Source organism: Pseudomonas aeruginosa, assembly GCF_001457615.1.
Classification (GTDB): Bacteria; Pseudomonadota; Gammaproteobacteria; order Pseudomonadales; family Pseudomonadaceae; genus Pseudomonas; species Pseudomonas aeruginosa.
This window is the reverse complement of record NZ_LN831024.1, coordinates 589,684-613,239: the sequence shown is the minus strand read 5'-3', so window position 1 is coordinate 613,239 and position 23,556 is coordinate 589,684. Positions and strand designations below refer to the sequence as shown.

Genomic DNA, 23,556 nt, shown 5'->3' with positions numbered 1-23,556 from the left:
ATGCCGTGCCAGGCTGGCAAGCCAAACTGTCGTTCAAGCTGAACGATCCTGCGCAATAATGAGCCCCTTCCACCAGCAAGGACCGCTCATGACCGACCGCCTTCCCTGCCGCGCCTGCGGCCATCTCATCCTCCCAACCACGGCGGCGAGGAACGACGGACTGTGCATGCCCTGCAAGGGCGGCTACCGGCAGAACATCGAGGATGGCAAGCGCTTCCACGCGGAGCGACGGCGCTACCTGGCGAGTCCGCAGGCGCTGTACTGGAGCGCGCTGGTGAATCGCGTCTACGATGGCCGCGAGGGATTCGCCGGGCTGTCGCCGGCCGAACGGAGCTACTACGCAGTGAGCGTGCTCAGCGGCGAAGTGCACAACGGCGGCTTCGACCAGTACTTCGGCAACTCCTCCGGCGACCAGTACCAGGCGGCGCGCGCGGGTCTTCGCGAATTGGAGGCGGAGGACGCCCTGGCCCTGCTGGAGCGAGCCGCCGCCCTGCTGTTCGGCGACGGTCCGGTGCCAGTCTCCCAGGCCGAACGCCAATTGCGCATGCCGACCTGGGCCGATGAACCCGACCGCGACTGCGAAGCGGCCCTGGATGCGCTGGACACGCGCTTCTACGCCCTGGCCGACGCGCTGGGCGAACGCCTGCTGGCCCATGCCCGCCACCATGCATTGTTCGCCCTGGACGAGCCCGATGAAGCCTGAATTGGATGCCCTAGAGGCCTGGCTCGGACGACCGCTGCCGGCTGCCTTCGTCGCCGCTCTGGAGCAGCACGGCGGCCGCCTCGTCGAGCCGGGCCTGCTGCTCTACGCCGCCGACGAATTGCTGGAACGCAACCGGGCCTTCGAAACCTCTCTCTACTGCCCCGGCTACCTGGCCATAGGCGACGACAGCGGCGGCCGCGCCGTGGTGATGGCCCTGGACGATCACCGGCAGGCGCTGTTCCTGGTCGACCATGGCGCGATGACGCCGGACTGCTTCGAACCCCTGGCACCCAGCCTGGAGGCCTGGCTGGAAGCCGGGCCCTGCCTGCCCGAATGACGGAGAAACGCCCATGATTCCTTTCGGCCTCAGCCCCGAACAATTCCGCGAGCGCTACCGCCGCGACCTGCAACGCGCCGCGCCGGGCGTGATCCAGCGCCTGCGCGAGCTGCTCCGGCAACCCTTGGAGGAAGGACTGCGCGACGGCGAGATCCAACTGTTCCTCGGCGAGGACGGACGCGACGCAGCGGAAGCGTGGTTGTACCTGAATGGCGCCAGCAACCGGGTGGACGCCAGCGACCCGCGCCTGTTTCCCGGCAAGGCGCTGGACCTGGCGCTCGGCCTGGGACATGCCCCGGATTTCGACGAAGCCTATTTCGCCGACGGCTTCGGCGGCGTCGACCTGCTCGCCGATACGCTGCAAGCCTGGTTCGCCGAGTGCTGGTGGAAGGCCGGCGGCTGGGCCTGGCCGATCCCGCTATGGCTGCACGTACACGATGGCTTCGGCGACGGCCGTGGCATCGCCCTCACCGAACGCTGCTGAACAGGGAGACCACGCATGGAACTGATCCGCAACCTGGACGATGCGAACATGGGCGAAGTGTATTGGCGCCTGTACCGGCGCTACATCAGCCTGTTCATCGAGAACGAGGCCGACGACGCCTACGCCTGGCGCTGCGCCCGAGCCCTCGACGAACTGGATGACGCCGTGGTCGAGCGGCTTTGTGCCGCCAGCCTGCGCTACCGCGCCGCGCGCCTGGAGCGGCTGGGCGAGTCTGCGGAGGAAGTCGCGCCGGCGCGCGGGGTGCTGGAACGGATCGAACCGGGCGAGCTGATCGTGCCCGACCCGGAACAGGGCGACGAAGCGGTGATCCACCTGTCGCTGAACTGCGAATGGGACCGCGAACACGGTATGGAATGGATCGTCCGGGGCGGCGAGGTGCTCTATGTCGGCCCCTTCCACGGCGAAGACCCGTGGCGGGACTTCACCGTGAAGGAACCATGGAACTACGCCTGAGCAGGGGCCTCAACGCTTGGCGATGATGTACACCGCGTGGACGATGCCCGGGATGTAGCCGAGCAGGGTGAGCAGGATGTTCAGCCAGAAGGCGCCGCCGAAGCCGACTTGCAGGAACACGCCCAGCGGCGGCAGGAGGATGGCGATGAGGATGCGGATCAGGTCCATGAACGGAACTCCTTGGTCCAGGGTCGATACGGTGTCCGGCGCGTGAGCCGGCGTTTTTTCGCGTCACCCTATGACTGACTCCCGCCATTCGCGGAGGGTTCAACCGCAACGGTACTCGCCGCCTGTCACGCGCAGCGGTACGCTTGAGCCTACGCTCATGCGAGCGGACAACCCGCAAGGAACATCCATGTCCGACCTGCCCCCGCGTCCCGCCTTCTGGCCGTACCTGCCGGGCTACGCCCTGTTGCTGCTTTCGGTGCTGCTCTGCGCCAGCGGCAGCTACCGTTTCGTCACCCCGATGGCGCTCGCCGACGGCGTCGACCTGGTCTACCTCAGCCAGGGCCTGGCGCTGCTACCGCTGGGTACCGGGCTGGTCGGCCTGCTCGCGGGCTTCCTCCTGCATGTCCGCGGGCGCTGGCTCGGCGCGCTGCTGGCGCTGCTGCCGGCGACGCTGATCTGCGCCTGGAACCTGTACAACTATGCCGCCCACGGCGACGAGGCGTTGTCGCCGAGTTTCGCCCAGTACACCCAGGCGCTGCTCGGCCTGCTGCTGCTCGGCGGCGTGCTGAGCCTGGTCGACCTGCTCCACGGCAGGCCCTCGACGCTGCTGCGCAAGGGCCTGCTGGGGCTGGGCTGGCTGGCCCTGGTGGCCTGGCTGGGGTTGCTGTTCTACCTGCAGCGCCTGTACGGCCTCACTTTTTGAACTGGTCGTAGGCTTCCAGCGCGCGCAGCGAATAGACATAGGCGGCGCCGGCATTCAGGGAGATGGCGGTAGCCAGGGTCTGGGCGATTTCCGCCTCGCTGGCGCCGGCCTTCAGCGCGGCCTCGGTGTGCACGCCGATGCAACCGTCGCAACGGGTGGTAATGGCCACGGCGATGGAGATCAGTTCGCGGGTCTTGGCATCCAGGGCGCCCTCGGCGCTGGCTTCCTCCAGCGCGCCATAGGCGGCGAGCATCTTCGGGTGTTGCTTGCCCAGGGCACCGAAGGCTTTTTTCACGGCGGGGACGAACTCGGTCCAGTTGTTCAGCATGGTGATATTCTCCGTTGCTTTCGCGCCGGGAGTGGCGCGTCGGGTTACCAGTCTCGACCAGTCTGGACCGCGCCGCCTGCCCATGCGTCTCTACTTTCGACCTGATCGGCTCATCCCATGGACCCACTCGACCGGCTCATCCAGCTCGCCAACCTGCAGGGCCGCCTCGACCAGCGCTGCCAGCTACAGGGCAGCTGGGCGCTGGAGCACCCGCAAGCGGTGCCCGGCGAGGCGACCTTCCATATCGTCATGGCCGGCACCTGCTATTGCGAATTCCTCGATGGCGGTCGCCTCGACCTGCATCCCGGCGACCTGATCCTGTTGCCACGCGGCACCCCGCACCTCCTGCGCAGCGACAGCCCGGCGCAACCCTGCGAACCCACCGTAGAGCACCGCGGCAGCATCCCGCTGTACCAGTTGAACGGCCCCGGCGAGGCCCTCGACATGCTTTGCGGCAGCTACCGCTATCACGCCGGCGCCAGCCTGTTCGGCGCGCTCCCCGAGCGCCTGCTGGTGCATATGGACGAGTCGACCCAGCAGCCCCTGCGCGCGCTGATCGGGTTGATGCGCGAGGAAGCCGAGAGCACCCGCAGCGGCGCCCGCTCGATCATCGACGCGCTGGCCACCGCGCTGTTCGCCCTGGCCCTGCGCGCCTACCTGGACCGCCAACCGCTGGGCGACGGCCTGTTCGGCCTGCTGGGCGACGCCCGCCTGGGACGAGCCCTGCGGGCCATGCTGGAACGCCCGGAGCATGCCTGGACCCTGGAACAGCTTGCCCAGCAGGCGGCGATGTCGCGGGCCAGTTTCGTCCGCGCCTTCTCCGCCCTCGGCGGAACCTCGCCGTGGAACCTGCTGACCCGCATCCGCATGGAGAAGGCTCGCGGCCTGCTGCGACAAACGCAGAAGAGCCTGCTGGATATCGCCGCCGAGACCGGCTACCAGTCGGAGGCGGCGTTTTCCCGCAATTTCCGCCAGGCCTTCGGCGAATCGCCGGGCCGTTTCCGCCGCCAGGCCGACTCCGCTCGCTGAAAGCGCTACCGGCGCACATTTCGGCGATCCGCTGCTATGCAATGTGAATGATTTTCGCAACATCCTGTACGAATTCACTGACAGTACGGCTACACTGTGCTTTCCCGGCAAGGAGGCGCGGGGGTACTTGTCGCGGCACCCACTCTCCCGCTTTACCAGTACGCCCAGGAGGCAAACATGGAATGGTTTCTGAAATGCGTGAAGGAACACTACTTCGACTTCAACGGGCGTGCCCGTCGCAAGGAATACTGGATGTTCACCCTGGTGAACATCATCATCTCCGTCGCGCTGAGCGTCGTGCTCGGCCTGATCAGTGAAAAGCTCCTGCCGATCGCCAATCTCTACTCGCTCGCCGTGCTGCTGCCGGCCCTGGGCGTCACCGCCCGGCGTCTGCACGACATCAACAAGAGCGGCTGGTGGATGCTGATCGCGCTGATCCCGATCGTCGGCCTGTACCTGATCTACCTGCTGGCCAAGGACAGCGACGCCGGCCAGAACCAGTACGGCCAGAACCCGAAGGGCATCGCCTGATTCCTTCCCGCCGGGCCGCACGGCCCGGCGTTCTCCCTCTCCCTGTTTCCCTTCCCGCCCCTGACCGGGGTTAGAATGCCTCGCTCCCACTCCGGCGCCCTGCGCCAACGCCCGCAGCGAGGTAGCCCATGCCCCACCCCATCGACGCACTGATTTCCGACTGCGACGGCGTCCTGGTCGACAGCGAGGTCATCGCCGAGCGCGTGATGTACGAGGCGCTCAGCGCCTACGCGCCGCTGGAGGAGCTGCAGCGCCTGCTGGAAGGCACCTTCGGCCTGACCAGCCGCGACATCCTCGATCGCGTCGAGAAGCACTTCGGCCTGCGCATCCCCGACAGCTTCAACCGCGAGGTGCGCCAGCGCAGCGAGGAGATGGTCGCCCAGGTCCAACCCATTCCCGGCGCACGCGAGGCGCTGCTGGCCCTGGACCTGCCCGTCGCGGTGGCCTCCAACAGCCGCCGCCACAGCCTGGAGCGCTCGCTGGCGCGCGCCGGGCTCAGCGAACTGATCGGCGAACGCCTGGCCAGCGCCGATATGGTCGCCCTGCCCAAGCCCGCACCCGACGTCTACCTGCACGCCGCCAGCCTGCTCGGCGTCGCCCCCGAGCGTTGCCTGGTGGTGGAAGACAGCAGCACCGGCACCCGCGCCGCCCTCGCCGCGGGGATGCGGGTGATCGGCTTCGTCGGCGCCGGGCACATTCCCGCCGGGCACGCCGAGGTACTGCGCGAGCTGGGCGCCATCGCCATCGTCGAGCACATGCGCGAACTGCCGGAGACCGTGGCGCGCCTGCGCCGCGAGAGCCGAGTGACGCTGGGAACGCCGTAACCGGGCGTCAGAGACTCTTCCAGGTCAGGTACACCCGCAGGTCGAACTCCAACTGGTGATAGTCCGGCAGCATGTACTGGCAGAGCTGGTAGAACGCCTTGTTGTGCTCGCTTTCCTTCAGGTGGGCGAGTTCGTGGACGACGATCATCCGCAGGAACTCCGGGCGGCGTCCTTGAACAGGGACGCCACGCGGATTTCCTTCTTCGCCTTGAGCTTGCCGCCCTGCACCCGCGAGATCGCGGTGTGCAGGCCGAGGGCACGCTGGACCACGTCGAGCTTGTTGTCGTAGAGCACCTTGTCCAGGCCCGGCGCGTTGCGCAGGTGTTCCTGCTTGAGGTTCATGGTGTAGGCGTACAGCGCCTTGTCACTCTGCACATCGTGACGCCCCGGGTAGCGGCGCTCGAGGTACTCGCCCAGGCGGTTCTCGGCGATCAGCTGGCGGACCTGGTCCTGCAGCGATGCGGGATAGGCCTGGAGGTACTTGAGGGGGATCATGCACGGGTCCGGCGGTTCGCGGAAAACGCCCAGTGTACCGCGTCGGGAGCTCCGGCGGCCGACCGCCGCTTCGGGTAATATGCGCGCCGTTTCCGATGAGCGGAGTGGGACAGTGGCAAGTACAGATGTGCTGATCGTTGGCGCCGGGGCGGCCGGGCTGATGTGTGCGATGACGGCGGCCGGGCGCGGGCGCCGCGTGCGGGTACTCGACCACGCCAACAAGGCCGGCAAGAAGATCCTCATGTCCGGCGGCGGGCGCTGCAATTTCACCAACCTGTACACCGAGCCGGCCAACTTCCTTTCGCGCAACCCGCACTTCTGCAAGTCGGCGCTGGCCCGCTACACCCAGTGGGACTTCATCGGCCTGGTGGCCAAGCACCAGGTGCCGTACCACGAGAAGAAACTCGGCCAGCTGTTCTGCGACAACAAGTCCAGCGACATCCTCGAGATGCTGCTGCGCGAATGCGCCGAGGCCGGAGCGGAAATCCTGCTGGACACCTCGATCGAAGAGATCGCCCGCGACGACGCCGGCTACCGCCTGCGTACCAGCGCCGGCGAGATGCGCTGCGAGTCGCTGGTGATCGCCAGCGGCGGCCTGTCGATCCCGACCCTCGGCGCCAGCGGTTTCGGCTACCAGGTGGCGCGCCAGTTCGGCCACGAGGTGCTGCCGACCCGCGCCGGGCTGGTGCCGTTCACCATCACCGACCAGTTGAAGGAGCTGTGTGCCGAGCTTTCCGGCACCTCCGTGGATTGCCGGGTGAGCTGCAACGGCCAGGCGTTCCGCGAGAACCTGCTGTTCACCCATCGCGGCCTCAGCGGCCCGGCGATGTTGCAGATTTCCTCCTACTGGCAACCGGGCGATACCCTGGAAATCGACCTGCTGCCGGACCACGACGCCAACGAATGGCTGGCGCAGCAACAGCGCGAGCGTCCCAACAGCGAGCTGAAGACTTTGCTCGCCGAGCTATTCACCAAGAAGCTCGCCGGACTGCTGGCCGACCGCTGGTTCGTCTCCAAGCCGATGAAGCAGTACACCCCGGCCGAACTGGCGGGTATCGCCGGGCAGCTTTCGGCCTGGCGGGTCACGCCCTCGGGCACCGAGGGCTACCGCACCGCGGAAGTGACCCTGGGCGGGGTGAGCACCGACGAAGTGTCGTCGAAGACCATGGAGTCGCAGCGCTCGCCGGGGCTGTATTTCGTCGGCGAAGTACTGGACGTCAGCGGCCACCTCGGCGGCTTCAACTTCCAGTGGGCCTGGGCCTCGGGTTATGCGGCGGGGCAGTACGCCTAGCGCGCCTCGGCCAGATAGGCCTCGGTGCGATAGGGCAGCGCTACCTGCTCCCTCCCCTTGAGCGCCGGATGGCTGGCGACCAGCTCGCGCAATTGCGCCGCCACGGCGTTCTTTTCCGTCTCCGGCAAGGCGGCGATGAAGCTCACCGAAAGGAAGCGCGAGACGATCACCTGCTCCGGCGGGCCGACATGCTCGTAGGCGAAGGTGGACAAGCGCAGCGGTCCGAAGGGCGCGCGCTCGAACGGCCGACGCCAGTCGCCCTTGTAGAAGCGCGGCGCGTCGCCTTCGTAGGGGGTGATGATGCGAGTGATCTCGGCGACCCAATCCAGCGACTCGTCACGCACGTTCCACACCAGCCCCAGCCTGCCTTCCGCCGTCAGCACGCGGCGCATTTCCTCCAGCGCCTCCACGGTGGCGAACCAATGGAAGGCCTGTGCGCACACCAGGGCGTCGGCGAAGCCGTTGGCCAGCGGAATCGACTGGGCGCTACCGGCCAGCGCCTGGACCTGCGGCAAGGCTTCGGCAAGCTGGGCGCGCATCGCATCCACCGGTTCCACCGCGACCACTCGCGCGCCGGTACGGGCCAGCAGGCGGGTGAACTTGCCGGTGCCGGCGCCGAGGTCCACCGCGACGGTCTGCGGACGCAGGCCAAGGGCATCGCGCAACCAGTCGGAGAGCGCTTCCGGATACTCGGGCCGGCCCTGGGCGTAACGCTGGGCCTCGGCGCTGAAACCTTGCTGGGCGGCGCTGTGTACGGACGACATGAGGGACCTCCTGGGCGGCAGGGAAAGCCCGAGGTATAGCACAGCGGTTTTCCCACGAATTCCAGACGAACGGTTCAAAGCCTTGCGCGGCGTGGCTCGCAGCCATTGGTCAGGGGCTTCGTGGACCTCTCGGGGAAGAGGCTATTGTCGATCCGAAGGCCCACCCGACGACCAGGGTAAAAGCATCCCGGCACACGCCGGCGTCCCCCGCCACAACCAGGAGTCAGCCATGAGCAGCGAAGTCAGCGCCATCCGCCAATTGATCGAAGACTGGCGAGCCGCCGTCCGCGCCAGCGACGTTCCGCGCATCGTCTCGTACTACGCGGAGGACATCGTCGCCTTCGACGCCATCCTGCAATTGCAATTCAAGGGGCGCGACGCCTACCAGAAGCACTGGCAGGCCTGCACCGAGATGTGCAAAGGACCGATGACCTTCGATATCGCCGAACTGCAGATCCATGCCGACCCGCAGGTCGCCTTCGCCCACTACCTCTGCCACTGCGGCGGCACCGGCCCGGACGGCCAGCCGCACTCCTCGTGGATGCGGGTCAGCGCCGGCTACCGCAAGCACGGCGACGGCTGGAAGGTGATCCACGAGCATTTCTCGGCGCCGTTCGACATGGACGGCAAGGCGCTGTTCGACCTGCAGCCCTGACTCAGCGCCGCGCGGCGGTCGCCGCCGGGTCGACGCAGCGTTTCACTGCGCGAGGACTGAGCAGCGAGCAAGGCTTGCCGACCAGGTAGCTGCGGTAGACCTTCAGCAGCATAGCCTGGCTGTAGCGGCAACCCTTGCCGCTCTTGCGCAGGCAGGGGCTCTCGAACTCGAAGCGACCGTTGACCGGCTCGGCCAGCTGGATGCGCAACGCCGGCCAGGTGGAGCGTTGCGGCGCCGGCGGGGTTTCCAGTTGGCGGCCGTCGCGCACCACCAGTTCGCCGCCGGCCTCTGCATAGTCGAAGACGAACAGCAGGGTGCGCGAAGTCTTGGTCGTGCAGTCGCTGCGCGCCAGGCAATCCTGCGGGTCGGCGGGATCGCGCGCTACGCTCGGCGACGCGGCCTCCTCGACGTCGCGGGACGGCGCGTGCAGGCCAGCGCAACCGGCCAGCAGCAGGAACGGCAGGGTAAGGAGCCAGCGGCGCATCGGATTTCCCCGGGGCGGATGTGCAAGAGCCCCGACCAGCGGGGCTCCCGTTCGAACGAAGGCGCTTAGTTGACCTTCGGATCCAGCTCGCCGCGAGCGTAGCGCTGGAACATGCCTTCCAGGGAGATCGGCTTGATCTTGGAAGCGTTGCCGGCGGTGCCGAAGGCTTCGTAGCGAGCGATGCAGATGTCGCGCATGGCCTCGACGGTCTTGGAGAAGTACTTGCGCGGGTCGAACTCGCTCGGGTTCTGCGCCAGGAAGCGGCGGATGGCACCGGTGGAGGCCAGGCGCAGGTCGGTGTCGATGTTCACCTTGCGCACGCCGTACTTGATGCCCTCGACGATTTCCTCGACCGGCACGCCGTAGGTCTCTTTGATCTCGCCGCCGTACTCGTTGATGATCGCCAGCCAGTCCTGCGGTACCGAGGAAGAGCCGTGCATCACCAGGTGGGTGTCCGGGATGCGCGCGTGGATTTCCTTGATGCGCTGGATCGACAGGGTGTCCCCGGTCGGCGGCTTGGTGAACTTGTAGGCGCCGTGGCTGGTGCCGATGGCGATGGCCAGGGCGTCGACCTTGGTCTTCTTCACGAAGTCGGCGGCTTCTTCCGGATCGGTCAGCAACTGGCTGTGGTCCAGCACGCCTTCCGCGCCGACGCCGTCTTCCTCGCCGGCCATGCCGGTTTCCAGGGAACCCAGGCAGCCCAGCTCGCCTTCCACGGACACGCCGCAGGCATGGGCGAACGCCACGGTCTGCTGGGTCACACGGACGTTGTAGTCGTAGTCGGCAGGGGTCTTGCCGTCTTCACGCAGGGAGCCGTCCATCATCACCGAGCTGAAGCCCAGCTGGATGGAACGCTGGCAGACGTCGGGACTGGTGCCGTGATCCTGGTGCATGACCACCGGGATGTGCGGGAATTCTTCGATCGCGGCGAGGATCAGGTGGCGCAGGAAGGGCGCGCCGGCGTATTTGCGAGCACCGGCGGAAGCCTGGACGATCACGGGCGAATCGGTCTTGTCCGCCGCTTCCATGATGGCGCGCATCTGCTCGAGGTTGTTGACGTTGAAGGCCGGCACGCCGTAGCCGAATTCGGCGGCGTGATCCAGCATCTGGCGCATGCTGATGAGTGCCATGGTTCTCGTATCTCCCAATCGCGGGGTCGTTCAGTGATTCAGAAGCCTGCCGCAGGGGCAGGCCCGGTTCAAGTTCCTTGCGAGGAGCGGTCGCGGCGCCGCGCCCCTGCCGGCGCGACTCAGCGCGCCTTGCAACCGCGACCGATGAGGTCGTCGGTTTCGACCCAGTACACCAGGCCTTCGTCGTTCTCCAGGTGGAAGCCCAGGCGTCCGTCGCTATAGAAAGCGCCGACGGCCGCAGGTTCCTGCTCCAAGTGGTGGACCACGTCGTCCTCGTCCTTCAGGCGCAGGTCGACGATGTTCTTGCTGCCGTCGATATAGCGCCATTCGATCACCGCCTTGCTGTCGCAGGTCCAGCGGGTCCAGTCCTTGCCGCCCGGCTTGCCGGAGGAAGCGGAGCAGCCGGCCAGCAGCGCCGCGGCGGCGAAGCCGCCGAACAGGGCGATACGCGAGTAGTTCATGTCCATCCTCCATCCGTGCGGAACGCTCCACCGCACCTCGCCGGGCCGCAAGCGGCCCGCGCGGCGGCCGGCTGGCCTTGCCTGTCACAGGAAAGGCGCAATGCTACTGCGTACGCTGGCGAATCCCCAGCCCTTTCCGTAGAAACTGGCAGAAAAGCACTACGGGCATTCCACCGGCTTTTGTCCGGCGGTCGGATCGCCGCTGCTCTGCTGCTCGACCCGCTGGCGGTTCTGCTCGGTCGGCACCATCACGTCCGGCGGACTGATCACCTCGCAGGTGCTCGGGCGTCGACCGCCATCGCCGCTACAGGCGGCCAGGCCCAGGCAGAACATCAGGAGTGGCAAGGTTACGGAACGCATGGGGCACCTCCTTTTTTCGTCGTCCTCAAAGGTGTGACCCCCGAGGACGGCGAATGGTTTGCCCCGTCTGCGTCAGCCCTTGGCGCGCTGCTCCAGGATTTCCACGGCCGGCAGGACCTTGCCCTCGACGAACTCAAGGAACGCGCCGCCACCGGTGGAAATATAGGAGATCCGCTCGGCGATGCCGTACTTGTCGATCGCCGCCAGGGTATCGCCGCCGCCGGCGATGGAGAACGCCGCGCTATCGGCGATGGCATTGGCCAGGGTACGGGTGCCCTCGCCGAACTGGTCGAACTCGAACACCCCGACCGGACCGTTCCACAGGATGGTCTTCGAGGTCTTCAGCAGCTCGGCGAACTGCGCGGCGGTCTGCGGGCCGATGTCGAGGATCATGTCGTCATCGGCGACCTCGGCGATGGCCTTGACGGTCGCCACGGCGCTCTCGGCGAATTCCTTGGCCACCACCACGTCCACCGGCAGCGGCACCTTGACCTTGGCGGCGATGGCCTTGGCGGTCTCGACCAGGTCGGCCTCGTACAGTGACTTGCCGACCTTGTGTCCGGCCGCGGCGAGGAAGGTGTTGGCGATGCCGCCGCCGACGATCAGTTGGTCGCAGATGCCGGCCAGGCTGTTCAGCACGTCGAGCTTGGTGGAAACCTTGGAGCCGGCGACGATCGCCGCCATCGGCCGCGCCGGGTTGCCCAGCGCCTTGCCCAGCGCGTCCAGTTCGGCGGCCAGCAGCGGGCCGGCGGCGGCGACCTTGGCGAACCTGGCCACGCCGTGGGTCGACCCCTCGGCGCGGTGGGCGGTACCGAAGGCATCCATCACGAACACGTCGCACAGCGCAGCGTACTTCTGCGCCAGCTCGTCAGCGTTCTTCTTCTCGCCCTTGTTGAAGCGCACGTTCTCGAACAGCACCAGGTCGCCCGCCTTGACCTCGACGCCGTCGAGGTAGTCGGCCAGCAGCGGCACTTCGCGGCCCAGGGCCTTGGACAGGTACTCGGCCACCGGCTTCAGGCTGTTCTCGGCGGAGAACTCGCCCTCGGTCGGTCGGCCCAGGTGCGAGCAGACCATCACCGCCGCGCCCTTCTCCAGGGCCAGCTTGAGGGTCGGCAGGGCGGCCTTGATCCGTGCATCGCTCTGCACCTGGCCGTCCTTCACGGGCACGTTGAGGTCCTCGCGGATCAGCACGCGCTTACCTTTGAGGTCGAGGTCAGTCATCTTCAACACGGTCATGACAATCAGTCCTTGGGTACTTGTTGATCAGGCACGGCGGCGCGCAGGTAGTGTCCGGCGACGTCGAGCATACGGTTGGCGAATCCCCATTCGTTGTCGAACCAGGCCAGCAGGTTGACCAGGCGAGGCCCGGAAACGCGGGTCTGGCTGCCATCGACGATGGCCGAATGGGGGTCGTGGTTGAAATCGCAACTGGCGTGCGGCAGCTCGGTATAAGCCAGCAGTCCGCGCAGCGGGCCGCTTTCGGCGGCCTCGCGAAGCACCCGGTTGATCTCGGCGGCGGAGGTGTCGCGGGAAGTCTGCAGGGTGATGTCCAGCGCCGAGACGTTCACCGTGGGCACGCGTATGGCTTTGGCCTGGATGCGCCCGGCAAGTTCCGGCAACAGGCGTTCGATGCCGCGCGCCAGACCGGTGGACACCGGGATCACCGACTGGAACGCCGAACGGGTACGGCGCAGGTCCTCATGGTGGTAGGCGTCGATCACCGGCTGGTCGTTCATCGCCGAGTGGATGGTGGTGATCGACACGTATTCCAGGCCGATCGCCTCGTTCAGCAGCTTGAGCAGCGGCACCCCGCAATTGGTCGTGCAGGAGGCGTTGGAGACCAGCGTTTCGCGGCCGCTGAGGTCCTGCTGGTTGACCCCATAGACGATGGTGGCGTCGATGTCCGCCTCGCTCGCCATCGGCTGCGAGAACAGCACCCGCGGCGCGCCGGCGCGGAGGAAACGCTCGGCCTGGGCGCGATTGGTGTACTGGCCGGAGCACTCCAGCACCAGGTCGACCCGCAGCGCCTGCCAGTCGATGGCCTCCGGAGTCGGGCTGCGCAGCACCTTCACGCAATCGCCGTTGATGTGCAGGCAGTCGCCGTCGACCTTCACTTCGCCGGGAAAGCGGCCATGGGTGGAGTCGAAGCGGGTCAGGTACTCGACGCTGGCCTGGTCGGCCAGGTCGTTCAGCGCGACGATCTCGAAGCCCAGTTGCTCCGGGCGCTCGTGCAGCGCGCGCAGGACGCAGCGGCCGATACGGCCATAGCCATTGAGCGCGACGCGAAAAGGCGGGGTGGACATCGGCAGGGATAGCTCCGGCAAGGGGCCAGTGAAAGGCGCCAATTATGCGGGGGATGGGCCCGCCTGGGAACCGTCCGCGACCCGCGCGGCGCGGCGTGCGCCGCGGCAACGGCTCGCGTGCAGGCGCTGAAACGATTCATGCGACACCTGGCTGGCGCGACCGCGTTCCGTTGTGCAAGGCTCGCCCGCATCCACCGACCGCCAGGAGCGCCAGATGCCCCGCTTCGCCGCCAACCTCAGCATGCTCTACCCCCGCCACGACTTCCTCGAACGCTTCGCCGCCGCCGCGGCGGACGGCTTCGAGGGCGTGGAGTACCTGTTCCCCTATGCCTACCCTGCGGCCGAACTGAAGGCCCGGCTGGACGACCACGGCCTGCGCCAGGTGCTGTTCAATGCCGCACCCGGCGACTGGGACAAGGGCGAGCGCGGCCTGGCCAGCCTGCCGGGGCGCGAGGCCGAATTCCGCCGCGCCATCGCCCAGGCCATCGACTATGCCCAGGTCCTCGGCAACCGCCACATCCATGTCATGGCCGGACTGCTGCCGGCCGGCGCCGACCGCATCCGCCACCGCGAGACCTACCTCGACAACCTCGCCCATGCCGCCCGCGAGGCCGCCGGTGCCGGGCTGACGGTGCTCATAGAGCCGATCAACAACCGCGACATGCCGGGCTTCTTCCTCACCCGCCAGGACGACGCCCAGGCCATCTGCCGCGAGGTCGGCGCGGACAACCTGCAGGTACAGTTCGACTGCTACCACTGCCAGATCGTCGAGGGCGACCTGGCCACCACCCTGCGTCGCGACATCGGCAATATCGGCCACGTCCAGATCGCCGGGGTACCCGACCGCCACGAGCCGGATGACGACAACGAAGTGAACTACCCCTACCTGTTCGAGCTACTCGAACGGCTCGGCTACCAGGGCTGGATCGGCTGCGAGTACCGTCCGCGCGGCGACACCTCGGCAGGCCTGGAATGGCTGCGGCGCTGGCGCGCTACTCGACGCGACGGATGATCGGCTCCAGCGCGTCCAGACGCTCGCGGGCGGCCAGCCAGTCGCGCACTTCCGCGCACCACTGCTCTTCCTTCAGCACCGCGCGGGCACGGGTCAGCACTCGCGGCCAGGGACGGTCGTCGAACAGGCGCAGCAGCACCTGGTTGAGCTGTTCGCTATCCAGCGGCCGGCGTCCACGGCGCACCGGCGCGTCGACCCGCTGCGCCAGCGATTGCAGCACCCGTTCGCGCTGCGCCGTATCCACCGGCATCGGCTGCTCGTCGTAGGCACAGAGCACCAGGATCTCCGGCGCGACGTTCTCCAGCAGGCCGGCGCGCAGCCGGCAGTGGCCATCGAGGATCACGCAGGCATCCAGGCAGTTCAGGCGCAGCGCCAGCACCGGCGGCAGCTCGCCTTCGCGGGCCTTCTTGCGCCACCACTTGACCCGCCCCTCGTCATCCTCGACCCGGCGCAGGGCGATCAGGGCGTCGTTGTCGCGCCCCCACCAGTCGAGCCACTGCACCCAGTCGTCGTCGAGGACCTTCTCCAGGCTGTAGAAGCGCCAGTCCGGCAACAGTGCGTCGCGCCCGACGCTGCGGTAGCGCCAGCGTTCCAGCACCCTTTCGCGCGGATCGTGGCTCTGCGGTGGCTGCCAGGCGGGCACCTGCTCGGCGAGCGACAGGCGCAGCAACCAGCGCCCGGCCTCCAGGCAACTGCCCGGGCTGGTACGCAGGGTCTCGACGAAATAGCGGCTCCAGGCCTTGTAGCGGGCCTCGCCGCGCAGGCCGCGCAACGCTTCCAGGGTCGGCGAGTCGATGGGCGGCACGCTGGCCTGCGCCGGGCTCGCCGCGACCAGGCTCTTCACCAGCCAGATGCCATCGTGGTACGGCAACTGGGTGGCCCAGAGCAGCGGCTGATCGCCACGCATCAGGCGAATGCGGGCCTGGCCGCCGGATTGCAGATGAAGGAAAGAGGGCGCCCGATGGGCGCCCTCCACCTGGACCGCGAGGCCCAGCCATTCGCCATTGGCGGGGCTTTCGAGGTCCCGCCAGTAGAGCGTGTGCATCAGTCTTCCAGCAGCTCCTCGGCCACCGCCAGGACGTTGTCCAGGGTGAAGCCGAAGTGCTCGAACAGCGCCGGGGCCGGCGCCGACTCGCCGAAGCTGGTCATGCCGATGATGCGCCCGTCGAGACCGACGTACTTGTACCAGTAGTCGGCATGGGCGGCCTCGATGGCGATGCGCGCGCCGACTTCCACCGGCAGCACGGACTGCTTGTAGGACTCGTCCTGCTGCTCGTAGACGCTGGTGCATGGCATCGATACCACACGGACCTTGCGGCCCTGCTCGCTGAGCTTGTCGTAGGCCTGCACGGCCAGGCCGACTTCCGAACCGGTGGCGATCAGGATCAGTTCCGGCTCGCCTTCGCAGTCCTTCAGCACGTAGCCGCCGCGGGCGATGTCGGCCACCTGGGCGACGTCGCGCGCCTGGTGCGGCAGGTTCTGGCGGGAGAAGATCAGCGCGGACGGACCGTCGGCACGCTCGATGGCATGCTTCCAGGCCACCGCCGACTCGACCGCGTCGGCCGGGCGCCAGGTGTCCAGGTTCGGGGTCAGGCGCAGGCTGGCCAGTTGTTCGATCGGCTGGTGGGTCGGGCCGTCCTCGCCGAGGCCGATGGAGTCGTGGGTGAACACGTAGAGCACGCGCTGCTTCATCAATGCGGACATGCGCACGGCGTTGCGCGCGTATTCCATGAAGATCAGGAAGGTCGCACCGTAGGGAATGAAACCGCCGTGCAGGGCGACGCCATTCATGATCGCGCTCATGCCGAATTCGCGCACGCCGTAGAACACGTAGTTGCCGGCGGCGTCGTCGGCGCTGACGCCCTTGCAGCCCTTCCACAAGGTCAGGTTGGAGCCGGCCAGGTCGGCGGAACCGCCGAGCAGCTCCGGCAGCAGCGGGCCGAAGGCGTTCAGCGCGTTCTGGCTGGCCTTGCGGCTGGCGATGGTCTCACCCTTGTTGGCAACATCGGCGACGTAGGCCGCGGCCTTCTCGGCGAAGTCGGCCGGCAGCTCGCCCTTCAGGCGGCGCAGCAATTCGGCGGCCAGTTCCGGATGGGCAGCCTGGTAGGCGGCGAAACGCTTGTTCCACTCGGCTTCCTGGGCGGCGCCGGATTCCTTGGCGTCCCACTCGGCGTAGATCTGCGCCGGGATCTCGAACGGAGCGTGCTCCCAGCCCAGCGCGGCGCGGGTCGCGGCGATCTCGTCGGCGCCCAGCGGCGCGCCGTGGCACTCTTCCTTGCCCTGCTTGTTCGGCGAGCCGAAACCGATCACGGTCTTGCAGCAGATCAGGGTCGGCTGGTCGCTCTTGCGCGCGGTATCGATGGCGGTCTTGATCTCGTCGGCGTCATGCCCGTCGACGTTGCGGATCACTTGCCAGCCATAGGCCTCGAAGCGCTTCGGGGTGTCGTCGGTGAACCAGCCGTGGACCTCGCCGTCGATGGAAATGCCGTTGTCGTCGTAGAAGGCGATCAGCTTGTTCAGGCGCAGGGTGCCGGCCAGCGAGGCGACCTCATGGGAAATGCCTTCCATCATGCAGCCGTCGCCGAGGAAGGCGTAGGTGTAGTGGTCGACCACCACGTGACCGTCGCGGTTGAACTGGGCGGCCAGGACCTTCTCCGCCAGCGCCATGCCCACCGCATTGGCGATGCCCTGGCCGAGCGGACCGGTGGTGGTCTCGACGCCGGCGGTGTAGCCGTACTCCGGGTGGCCCGGGGTGCGCGAGTTGAGCTGGCGGAAGTTCTTCAGGTCCTCGATGCCGAGGTCGTACCCGGTGAGGTGCAGCAGGGAGTAGATCAGCATCGAGCCGTGGCCGTTGGACAGCACGAAGCGGTCGCGGTTGGCCCACTGCGGGTTGCTCGGGTTGTGCTGCATGTAGTCGCGCCAGAGGACCTCGGCGATATCGGCCATGCCCATCGGGGCGCCCGGGTGGCCGCTGTTGGCTTTCTGCACGGCATCCATGCTCAGTGCACGGATGGCATTGGCTCGCTCACGACGGCTGGGCATCGCAATTCTCCTACGGGGGTTGCTGGTCGGAAGACCAGGAGTGAAAAAAAGGGCGCCATTTTCGCCCACCGAAGGCCCAAGGGGCAATGACAGATCGGCAGGGGGACAGTATGTCGCTGCCGACCGGTTTTGCCAGAAGCCTGGCGCAGCCGGATTGCAATTGCGCGACGGCCACCCGTCATCAATATCAAAAATTTTTGATACAGGCATTGCCGGGGTTCGGACCCGGTACTAGACTGCGCCTCCATGAGCCTTCGCGTGCCTTCGATACGACCAGACGACTACGACCCGCTCGCCGCGCTGTGCAAGGCGGCTGGCGACTCGCTGCGACTGAATGTGTTGCGCGCCCTGGCCAACGATTCGTTCGGCGTGCTGGAGCTGGCGCAGATCTTCGCCATCGGCCAGTCGGGCATGAGCCACCACCTCAAGGTGCTGGCCCAGGCCGGGCTGGTGGCGACGCGCCGCGAGGGCAACGCGATCTTCTACCGACGTTCGCTGCCCCTGGCCGAACGCACCGGCGGCGCGCTGCACGCGGCGCTGCTGGAGGAAGTGGACGAACGGGCGCTACCCGACGACGTGCGGGCGCGGATCGATGCCGTGCACGCCCAGCGCGCGGCGGTCAGCCAGGACTTCTTCGCCCGCGCGGCGGACAAGTTCCAGGCCCAGCAGGACCTGATCGCAGGACTGCCGCAATACCGTGAGAGCGTGTTGGCCTTGCTCGACGCACTGGCCTTCGCCCCCGGCGCCACGGCGCTGGAGGTCGGCCCGGGGGACGGCGGATTCCTGCCGGAACTCGCCAGGCGTTTCCGCCAGGTCACGGCGCTGGACAACAGCGCGGCGATGCTGGAACTGGCGCGCCAGCGCTGCAAGGAAGAAGGATTGGGCAACGTCCGCCTGGAATTGGCCGATGCCCTGCAGGACGCCGCCGAACCGGCCGATTGCGTGGTGCTGAACATGGTCCTGCACCACTTCGCCGCGCCGGCGGAGGCGCTGAAACAGTTGGCCCGCCTGGTCCATCCGGGCGGCAGCCTGCTGGTGACGGACTTGTGCCGGCACAACCAGGGCTGGGCCAGGGAGGCCTGCGGCGACCTCTGGTTGGGTTTCGAACAGGAGGACCTGGCCCAGTGGGCCGACGCCGCAGGGCTCACGCCCGGCGAGAGTCTTTACATTGGTTTACGCAATGGCTTCCAGATCCAGGTCCGGCACTTCGCCAGGGATGCATCCGAAAGCCGCCTCACCCACCGGTAATGTAGGAACCGATTGATGAGCGAATATTCCGTTTTCACCTCCGAGTCCGTGTCCGAAGGCCATCCGGACAAGATCGCGGACCAGATCTCCGACGCGGTGCTGGACGCCATCATCGCCAAGGACAAGTACGCTCGCGTGGCATGCGAAACCCTGGTCAAGACCGGCGTGGCGATCATCGCCGGTGAAGTCACCACCTCCGCCTGGGTCGACCTGGAAGAGCTGGTGCGCAAGGTCATCATCGACATCGGCTACGACAGCTCCGACGTCGGCTTCGATGGTGCCACCTGCGGCGTGCTGAACATCATCGGCAAGCAGTCGGTGGACATCAACCAGGGCGTCGACCGGGCCAAGCCGGAAGACCAGGGCGCCGGCGACCAGGGCCTGATGTTCGGCTACGCCAGCAACGAGACCGACGTGCTGATGCCGGCGCCGATCTGCTTCTCCCACCGCCTGGTCGAGCGCCAGGCCGAGGCGCGCAAGTCCGGCCTGCTGCCATGGCTGCGCCCGGACGCCAAGTCCCAGGTGACCTGCCGCTACGAAGGCGGCAAGGTGGTCGGCATCGATGCGGTGGTGCTGTCCACCCAGCACAACCCGGAAGTCTCCTATAACGACCTGCGCGACGGCGTGATGGAGCTGATCATCAAGCAGGTGCTGCCGGCCGAGCTGCTGCACAAGGACACCCAGTTCCACATCAACCCGACCGGCAACTTCGTGATCGGCGGCCCGGTCGGCGACTGCGGCCTGACCGGACGCAAGATCATCGTCGACTCCTACGGCGGCATGGCCCGCCACGGCGGCGGCGCGTTCTCCGGCAAGGACCCGTCCAAGGTCGACCGCTCCGCCGCCTACGCCGGCCGCTACGTGGCGAAGAACATCGTCGCCGCCGGCCTCGCCGAGCGTTGCGAGATCCAGGTTTCCTATGCCATCGGCGTGGCCCAGCCGACCTCGATCTCGATCAACACCTTCGGCACCGGCAAGGTCAGCGACGAGAAGATCGTACAACTGGTCCGCGAGCACTTCGACCTGCGCCCGTACGCGATCACCAAGATGCTCGACCTGCTCCACCCGATGTACCAGCCGACCGCGGCCTACGGCCACTTCGGTCGTCATCCGTTCGAGCTGACCGTGGACGGCGATACCTTCACCGCGTTCACCTGGGAGAAGACCGACAAGGCCGCTCTCCTGCGCGATGCCGCCGGCCTCTGAGCGACCGCGCGATGAAAAAGCCCCGCTTCGGCGGGGCTTTTTCGTTTCCGGCAGGCTCAGCGCATGCGGAAGGCTTCCTGGTGGAACAGCCGCAGCGGCACGCCCTGCCGGCGCAGATCGCGGCGCAGGCTGTCGGCCAGCCCCTGCGGACCGCAGAACCAGACGCTCGGCCAGCGTCCTTCGGCGCTCTTCAGCACGCCCAGTTGCGCCGCCTGCGGCTTGCCCTGCTCGTCGCTATAGCGGATGTGCAGGGTCACGCTGGGCAGGTGTTCGCAAAGCTCGCGCAAGCGCCCGGCGAACAGCGCTTCCTGGGAATTGCGCACGCAATAGTGCAGCTCCACCGATGGCGCGCTTTCCGGCACGGCCTGCAGCGACTCCAGCCAGGCGATGAACGGCGTCACGCCGATCCCGGCGGCGACCCAGACCTGCCGCCCGGCCAGGCCACGGCGGAAGTCGAAGCAGCCGTATGGCCCCTCCACCTCGACCCTGGCGCCGACCTCCAGGTTGTCCTGCAGGCGCCGGGTGTAGTCGCCCAACGCCTTGATGCTGAAGCGCACCTCGCCGCAGCCGCGGTCGGCGCTGGCGATGGTGAACGGATGGGCACCCTCCAGGCGGTCGCAGGTGAGAAAGGCGAACTGCCCGGCCCTGTGCGACCAGTCGCCCTGCAGCCGGCAGGTCACCTCGAGCAGGCTTTCGCCGTGCCGCTCGACGGCGGTGACCACGCCCGCATGGCGACGCGTGCGACCGATCCGCCCGCTCAGAGACAACAGTGCGCAGGCCGAACCGAGCAGTGCGCAGGCCGCCACCAGCCAGCCGGCCGGCTGGCTCCAGTAGCTGGCCGGGGCGAGCACCACGGAATGGAAGGCCAGTACCAGGTAGACCAGGGCCAACGCCTTGTGCACATAACGCCAGAGGTGATACGGGAAGCGCTGCCAGAGAGTGATCAGCAGCATCCCGCCGAGAATCCACGCCGACCATTCACCCAACTCCTTGGCCGAGCCACGGAAGACATCGAGGAAGGTTTCCACCCGCGGGCCTTTCACCGGTTTGCCGACGATACCCGCCAGCCAGGGGCCGGCCAACTCCAGCAGGTAGTGCAACAGGCCGAGGACGATGGCCAGGATGCCCGCCCACTTGTGCAGGCGGTACATGCGGTCGAGCCCGTCCAGCGGCTTCTCCAGCCAGACCGGACGCACCGCCAGCAGCATGATCAACGACATCAGGGCGAAGGACGCTACCCCGGTAAGCAGGATCGCCTGCTTGCGCACCACCCAGATGTCCAGGCTCGCCGGCGGATCGACGGCCAGCGTCAGGCCCCAGGCCGCCAGCGCGGCGGCGAGAACTCCCCATAACAGTTTCATTGGCACCACTCCCAGACAGAACGCGCGAATCGCTGGAATGAACCCTGCGCGTCCAGTCTTAATTGTCCCTTAACTTCATGGGGGAATTAGCGAGGCCAGCGAGGTTTTCCCGCACAGCCATGACCTGCGTCAATCGTTGTCGGCCTTCAACCCCGGGGTGGGCGGAGCTATGCTGGTCCGCCGCGCCTACCGCCGAGCCGTGCCATGAAGATCCGCCTGCTGTCCGACCTCCACCACGAACATTTCGACGGGCGACGCCAACTGCCAGAGGTCGAGGCCGACGTGGTGGTGCTGGCCGGCGATATCCACAGCCACCTGGAAGGCCTGCACTGGGCCCGCGAGACCTTCGCCGACAGCGAGATCGTCTACGTCGCCGGCAACCATGAGTTCTACTCCTCGGAAATGACCGACCTGACCCAGGCGATGCGCAATATCGCCCGGGCGCTGGAGATCCACTTCCTGGAAAACGACGAAGTGCGGATCGGCCCGGCGCGCTTCCTCGGCGCCACCCTGTGGACCGACTTCCAGCTCTATGGCGCGGACGGCTATGCACCCGCCCATGAGCTGGCCCTGCAATCGATGCCGGACTTCAGCTGCATCGACTGGTTCGGTGGCGACTTCACCCCCGAGCAGAGCATCGCCCGGCACCAGGCCTCGCGCGACTGGCTCGCCGAACAGCTGGCGCGGCCCCACGACGGCCCGACGCTGGTGGTCAGCCACCACGCGCCCAGTGCGCTGTCGATCCCGCCGCAGTTCGTCGGCAACCCACTGTCGCCAGCCTTCGCTTCCAACCTCGACGAACTGGTGGCGCAGGCCGACTACTGGCTGCACGGTCACGTCCACGACGCCCTCGACTACCGCATCGGCCGGGCACGGGTGCTGGCCAATCCGGGCGGCTATCCCCACGAGAAAGGCGGGTTCCGTCCGGAATTCGTCTTCGAGGTCTGAGCCTCAGCGCGGCAACTGGCTGAAGAAGCGCCAGATTTCCACTGGCGCGTCCAGTTCCGGGTCGCTCTTGCCGAGAATCCGCGGGAAGCGATAGTCCGGCTGCGCCAGCACGTGGCCGCCGCCATGCACGCTGAGCAGCTCCACCGGCGGATGGCCGTCTTCCTGCCAGCGCTGGCGCTCGGTCCAGACCGGGCCGGGACGGGTCAGCGGCGCCACGTCCGGCGGCGCTGCGATGCCGTTCAGGCCGGCCCACCAGCGTGCCGAGTCCAGGGTCGAGCGTACCGCGCCCCGGTCGCCGAAGCCGAACAGGCTGACCTTGCCGCCGAGATAGGGATTGATCGGATCGCGCGTGCCGTTGATCAGCAACGCCGCGGTCGGCCGCTCGACCGGCCGACAGGCATCGTTCCCCGTGGTCGGCAGGCTCGCCGCCACCGCTGCGATCGCCGCCGGCAACCCCGGCGCTTCGGCGGCCAGGCGGAAAGCCATCTGGCCGCCATTGGAGTAGCCGGCGACATATACCCGCTGCGAATCGACGCGGTATTCCTGGGCCAGCCGCGCCACCAGCGCGCGGAGGAAAGCCACGTCATCGACGTCACGCAGCCGCGCCGAATAGCTGGCGGCCTTGCGGCAATCGTTCCAGTGGCCCTCGAAGCCGTCCGGGTAGGCCACCAGGAAACCTTCTTGCGCCGCCAGCCGGTCGAAGCCGTAGCCGCTGATGCGGCGCATCTGCGCGCCGTCGCCCCGTGAGCCGTGCAGCACCACCAGCAACGGCGCTCCCTCGGACACGCCCGGCGGCACGTAGAGCAGGTAATGCCGGCGCAGGCCCGCGACCTTCAGGCTCGAGTCCTCGCTGTGGCCGGCCAGCGCGGGGGGGCGCAGGGCCTCGTCCTGCAGCCACCACCAGGCGCCGGCGAGCAGCGCCAGGACCAGCAGCAGGATAAGCGTGCGAACCAGGCGGATCAGCGTACGCATCGCGGTTCTCCCGTTCTCGGCGTCTTCGGACAACGTTAGGCCGGGTTGCGCCGGAATGCCCGAACCATGGCCCTTCTCCAGAGACCCCGGGGCGGCGTACTTTGCTCCCGGACAACCACAACCGTGCCGTTTGCTGGCACACTTGCGCCTTTGTCACGCCGGCTGCCGCCTGCCTCATCCGCCTGCCAGGACGCTCGGCCGAGCCGTCGTCCGGCAACCGCACCGGCCGTTCGATCAAGGAGC

27 protein-coding genes and 1 pseudogene are annotated in these 23,556 nt (G+C 67.5%); 14 read left to right on the top strand and 14 right to left on the bottom strand.

The features are described from left to right. The first annotated feature begins 88 nt into the window (after positions 1-88). From AT700_RS02850 to AT700_RS02835, 4 genes are read left to right on the top strand one after another with little or no spacing between them, the layout of a single operon-like run. On the top strand, positions 89-703 hold the full coding sequence (locus AT700_RS02850; RefSeq protein WP_003118887.1) for a DMP19 family protein: 615 nt from the start codon (positions 89-91) through the stop codon (positions 701-703). After that, positions 693-1,040 (top strand): SMI1/KNR4 family protein, encoded by a 348-nt coding sequence (locus tag AT700_RS02845; RefSeq protein WP_003113222.1) that lies wholly within the window; start codon positions 693-695, stop codon positions 1,038-1,040. The genes AT700_RS02850 and AT700_RS02845 overlap by 11 nt, the downstream gene beginning before the upstream one ends. Positions 1,041-1,053: 13 nt before the next feature. Further along, positions 1,054-1,524, top strand: coding sequence for a hypothetical protein (locus AT700_RS02840; protein ID WP_003099612.1), 471 nt, complete (start codon positions 1,054-1,056; stop codon positions 1,522-1,524). A 15-nt stretch (positions 1,525-1,539) separates the two neighbouring features. Next, on the top strand, positions 1,540-1,998 hold the full coding sequence (locus AT700_RS02835; RefSeq protein ID WP_003084991.1) for a DUF6985 domain-containing protein: 459 nt from the start codon (positions 1,540-1,542) through the stop codon (positions 1,996-1,998). A gap of 9 nt (positions 1,999-2,007) precedes the next feature. On the opposite strand, the gene AT700_RS02830 is transcribed toward AT700_RS02835, so the two are convergent. Beyond that, positions 2,008-2,166 carry a YqaE/Pmp3 family membrane protein gene (locus AT700_RS02830; RefSeq protein WP_003084988.1) on the bottom strand — a complete coding sequence of 53 codons (159 nt, stop codon included), beginning with the start codon at positions 2,164-2,166 and terminating at the stop codon, positions 2,008-2,010. A gap of 187 nt (positions 2,167-2,353) precedes the next feature. On the opposite strand from AT700_RS02830, the gene AT700_RS02825 reads away from it, so the two are divergent. Next, positions 2,354-2,869 (top strand): hypothetical protein, encoded by a 516-nt coding sequence (locus AT700_RS02825; RefSeq protein WP_003117947.1) that lies wholly within the window; start codon positions 2,354-2,356, stop codon positions 2,867-2,869. Here AT700_RS02825 and AT700_RS02820 read toward each other — a convergent pair. Beyond that, the gene (locus tag AT700_RS02820) at positions 2,859-3,197 is read right to left on the bottom strand and encodes a carboxymuconolactone decarboxylase family protein (RefSeq protein ID WP_003084980.1); all 339 of its coding nucleotides are present in this window, start codon (positions 3,195-3,197) and stop codon (positions 2,859-2,861) included. The two genes, AT700_RS02825 and AT700_RS02820, sit on opposite strands and share 11 nt — an antisense overlap. A gap of 117 nt (positions 3,198-3,314) precedes the next feature. Between AT700_RS02820 and AT700_RS02815 the strand changes: the two genes are divergently transcribed. From AT700_RS02815 to AT700_RS02805, 3 genes are all read left to right on the top strand, one after another. Next, positions 3,315-4,226 carry an AraC family transcriptional regulator gene (locus AT700_RS02815; protein ID WP_003113225.1) on the top strand — a complete coding sequence of 304 codons (912 nt, stop codon included), beginning with the start codon at positions 3,315-3,317 and terminating at the stop codon, positions 4,224-4,226. Positions 4,227-4,403: 177 nt separating this feature from the next. Beyond that, positions 4,404-4,757: a DUF805 domain-containing protein gene (locus tag AT700_RS02810; RefSeq protein ID WP_003084974.1), complete on the top strand. Its 354-nt coding sequence runs from the start codon at positions 4,404-4,406 to the stop codon at positions 4,755-4,757. Between the two features lie 128 nt (positions 4,758-4,885). After that, complete coding sequence (locus AT700_RS02805) at positions 4,886-5,581, top strand: HAD family hydrolase (RefSeq protein WP_004346443.1); 696 nt, start codon at positions 4,886-4,888, stop codon at positions 5,579-5,581. Between the two features lie 7 nt (positions 5,582-5,588). Here AT700_RS02805 and AT700_RS02800 read toward each other — a convergent pair. After that, positions 5,589-6,076 (bottom strand): annotated as a pseudogene (locus AT700_RS02800) (M48 family metallopeptidase). 112 nt (positions 6,077-6,188) lie between these two features. Here AT700_RS02800 and AT700_RS02795 point away from each other — a divergent pair. Next, entirely contained in the window at positions 6,189-7,367 is a 1,179-nt protein-coding gene (locus AT700_RS02795) for an NAD(P)/FAD-dependent oxidoreductase (RefSeq protein WP_003117945.1), read from the top strand. On the opposite strand, the gene AT700_RS02790 is transcribed toward AT700_RS02795, so the two are convergent. Then, positions 7,364-8,131 carry a class I SAM-dependent methyltransferase gene (locus AT700_RS02790; protein WP_003101607.1) on the bottom strand — a complete coding sequence of 256 codons (768 nt, stop codon included), beginning with the start codon at positions 8,129-8,131 and terminating at the stop codon, positions 7,364-7,366. The two genes, AT700_RS02795 and AT700_RS02790, sit on opposite strands and share 4 nt — an antisense overlap. A 229-nt stretch (positions 8,132-8,360) precedes the next feature. Between AT700_RS02790 and AT700_RS30095 the strand changes: the two genes are divergently transcribed. Continuing rightward, a complete protein-coding gene (locus AT700_RS30095; protein WP_003101606.1) occupies positions 8,361-8,786 on the top strand; it encodes a YybH family protein in 426 nt (141 codons plus the stop codon). 1 nt (position 8,787) lies between these two features. Here AT700_RS30095 and AT700_RS02780 read toward each other — a convergent pair whose 3' ends face one another. From AT700_RS02780 to epd, 6 genes are all read right to left on the bottom strand, one after another. Continuing rightward, on the bottom strand, positions 8,788-9,270 hold the full coding sequence (locus AT700_RS02780) for a hypothetical protein (RefSeq protein ID WP_003113228.1): 483 nt from the start codon (positions 9,268-9,270) through the stop codon (positions 8,788-8,790). A gap of 65 nt (positions 9,271-9,335) precedes the next feature. After that, on the bottom strand, positions 9,336-10,400 hold the full coding sequence (gene fba / locus AT700_RS02775; protein ID WP_003084964.1) for a class II fructose-bisphosphate aldolase: 1,065 nt from the start codon (positions 10,398-10,400) through the stop codon (positions 9,336-9,338). A gap of 119 nt (positions 10,401-10,519) precedes the next feature. Further along, a complete protein-coding gene (locus AT700_RS02770) occupies positions 10,520-10,861 on the bottom strand; it encodes an MliC family protein (protein WP_003113229.1) in 342 nt (113 codons plus the stop codon). A gap of 159 nt (positions 10,862-11,020) precedes the next feature. Next, a complete protein-coding gene (locus tag AT700_RS02765) occupies positions 11,021-11,221 on the bottom strand; it encodes a hypothetical protein (RefSeq protein ID WP_003084961.1) in 201 nt (66 codons plus the stop codon). A 72-nt stretch (positions 11,222-11,293) separates the two neighbouring features. Beyond that, positions 11,294-12,457, bottom strand: a complete 1,164-nt coding sequence (locus AT700_RS02760; protein WP_003084960.1) for a phosphoglycerate kinase — start codon at positions 12,455-12,457, stop codon at positions 11,294-11,296. Between the two features lie 5 nt (positions 12,458-12,462). Further along, positions 12,463-13,524 (bottom strand): erythrose-4-phosphate dehydrogenase, encoded by a 1,062-nt coding sequence (gene epd, locus AT700_RS02755; protein ID WP_003084958.1) that lies wholly within the window; start codon positions 13,522-13,524, stop codon positions 12,463-12,465. A gap of 214 nt (positions 13,525-13,738) precedes the next feature. Between epd and otnI the strand changes: the two genes are divergently transcribed. Further along, positions 13,739-14,536 (top strand): 2-oxo-tetronate isomerase, encoded by a 798-nt coding sequence (gene otnI, locus AT700_RS02750; protein WP_019725751.1) that lies wholly within the window; start codon positions 13,739-13,741, stop codon positions 14,534-14,536. Here the strand turns inward: otnI and AT700_RS02745 are convergent. Beyond that, positions 14,517-15,581: a hypothetical protein gene (locus AT700_RS02745; protein WP_003101600.1), complete on the bottom strand. Its 1,065-nt coding sequence runs from the start codon at positions 15,579-15,581 to the stop codon at positions 14,517-14,519. The two genes, otnI and AT700_RS02745, sit on opposite strands and share 20 nt — an antisense overlap. Then, the gene (tkt, locus tag AT700_RS02740) at positions 15,581-17,578 is read right to left on the bottom strand and encodes a transketolase (protein WP_023085678.1); all 1,998 of its coding nucleotides are present in this window, start codon (positions 17,576-17,578) and stop codon (positions 15,581-15,583) included. Before tkt ends, AT700_RS02745 begins: the two co-directional genes overlap by 1 nt. Positions 17,579-17,824: 246 nt before the next feature. On the opposite strand from tkt, the gene AT700_RS02735 reads away from it, so the two are divergent. Both AT700_RS02735 and metK read left to right on the top strand, forming a co-directional pair. Then, the gene (locus tag AT700_RS02735) at positions 17,825-18,826 is read left to right on the top strand and encodes an ArsR/SmtB family transcription factor (protein ID WP_003113231.1); all 1,002 of its coding nucleotides are present in this window, start codon (positions 17,825-17,827) and stop codon (positions 18,824-18,826) included. A 15-nt stretch (positions 18,827-18,841) separates the two neighbouring features. Beyond that, a complete protein-coding gene (gene metK, locus AT700_RS02730) occupies positions 18,842-20,032 on the top strand; it encodes a methionine adenosyltransferase (RefSeq protein WP_003084948.1) in 1,191 nt (396 codons plus the stop codon). Between the two features lie 56 nt (positions 20,033-20,088). Here the strand turns inward: metK and AT700_RS02725 are convergent, their stop codons facing one another. After that, on the bottom strand, positions 20,089-21,393 hold the full coding sequence (locus AT700_RS02725; RefSeq protein WP_033951706.1) for a ferric reductase-like transmembrane domain-containing protein: 1,305 nt from the start codon (positions 21,391-21,393) through the stop codon (positions 20,089-20,091). Between the two features lie 204 nt (positions 21,394-21,597). Between AT700_RS02725 and AT700_RS02720 the strand changes: the two genes are divergently transcribed. Then, complete coding sequence (locus tag AT700_RS02720; RefSeq protein WP_034072812.1) at positions 21,598-22,341, top strand: metallophosphoesterase; 744 nt, start codon at positions 21,598-21,600, stop codon at positions 22,339-22,341. 3 nt (positions 22,342-22,344) lie between these two features. On the opposite strand, the gene AT700_RS02715 is transcribed toward AT700_RS02720, so the two are convergent. Next, a complete protein-coding gene (locus AT700_RS02715) occupies positions 22,345-23,313 on the bottom strand; it encodes an alpha/beta hydrolase family esterase (RefSeq protein WP_003101591.1) in 969 nt (322 codons plus the stop codon). Positions 23,314-23,556: the final 243 nt, after the last annotated feature.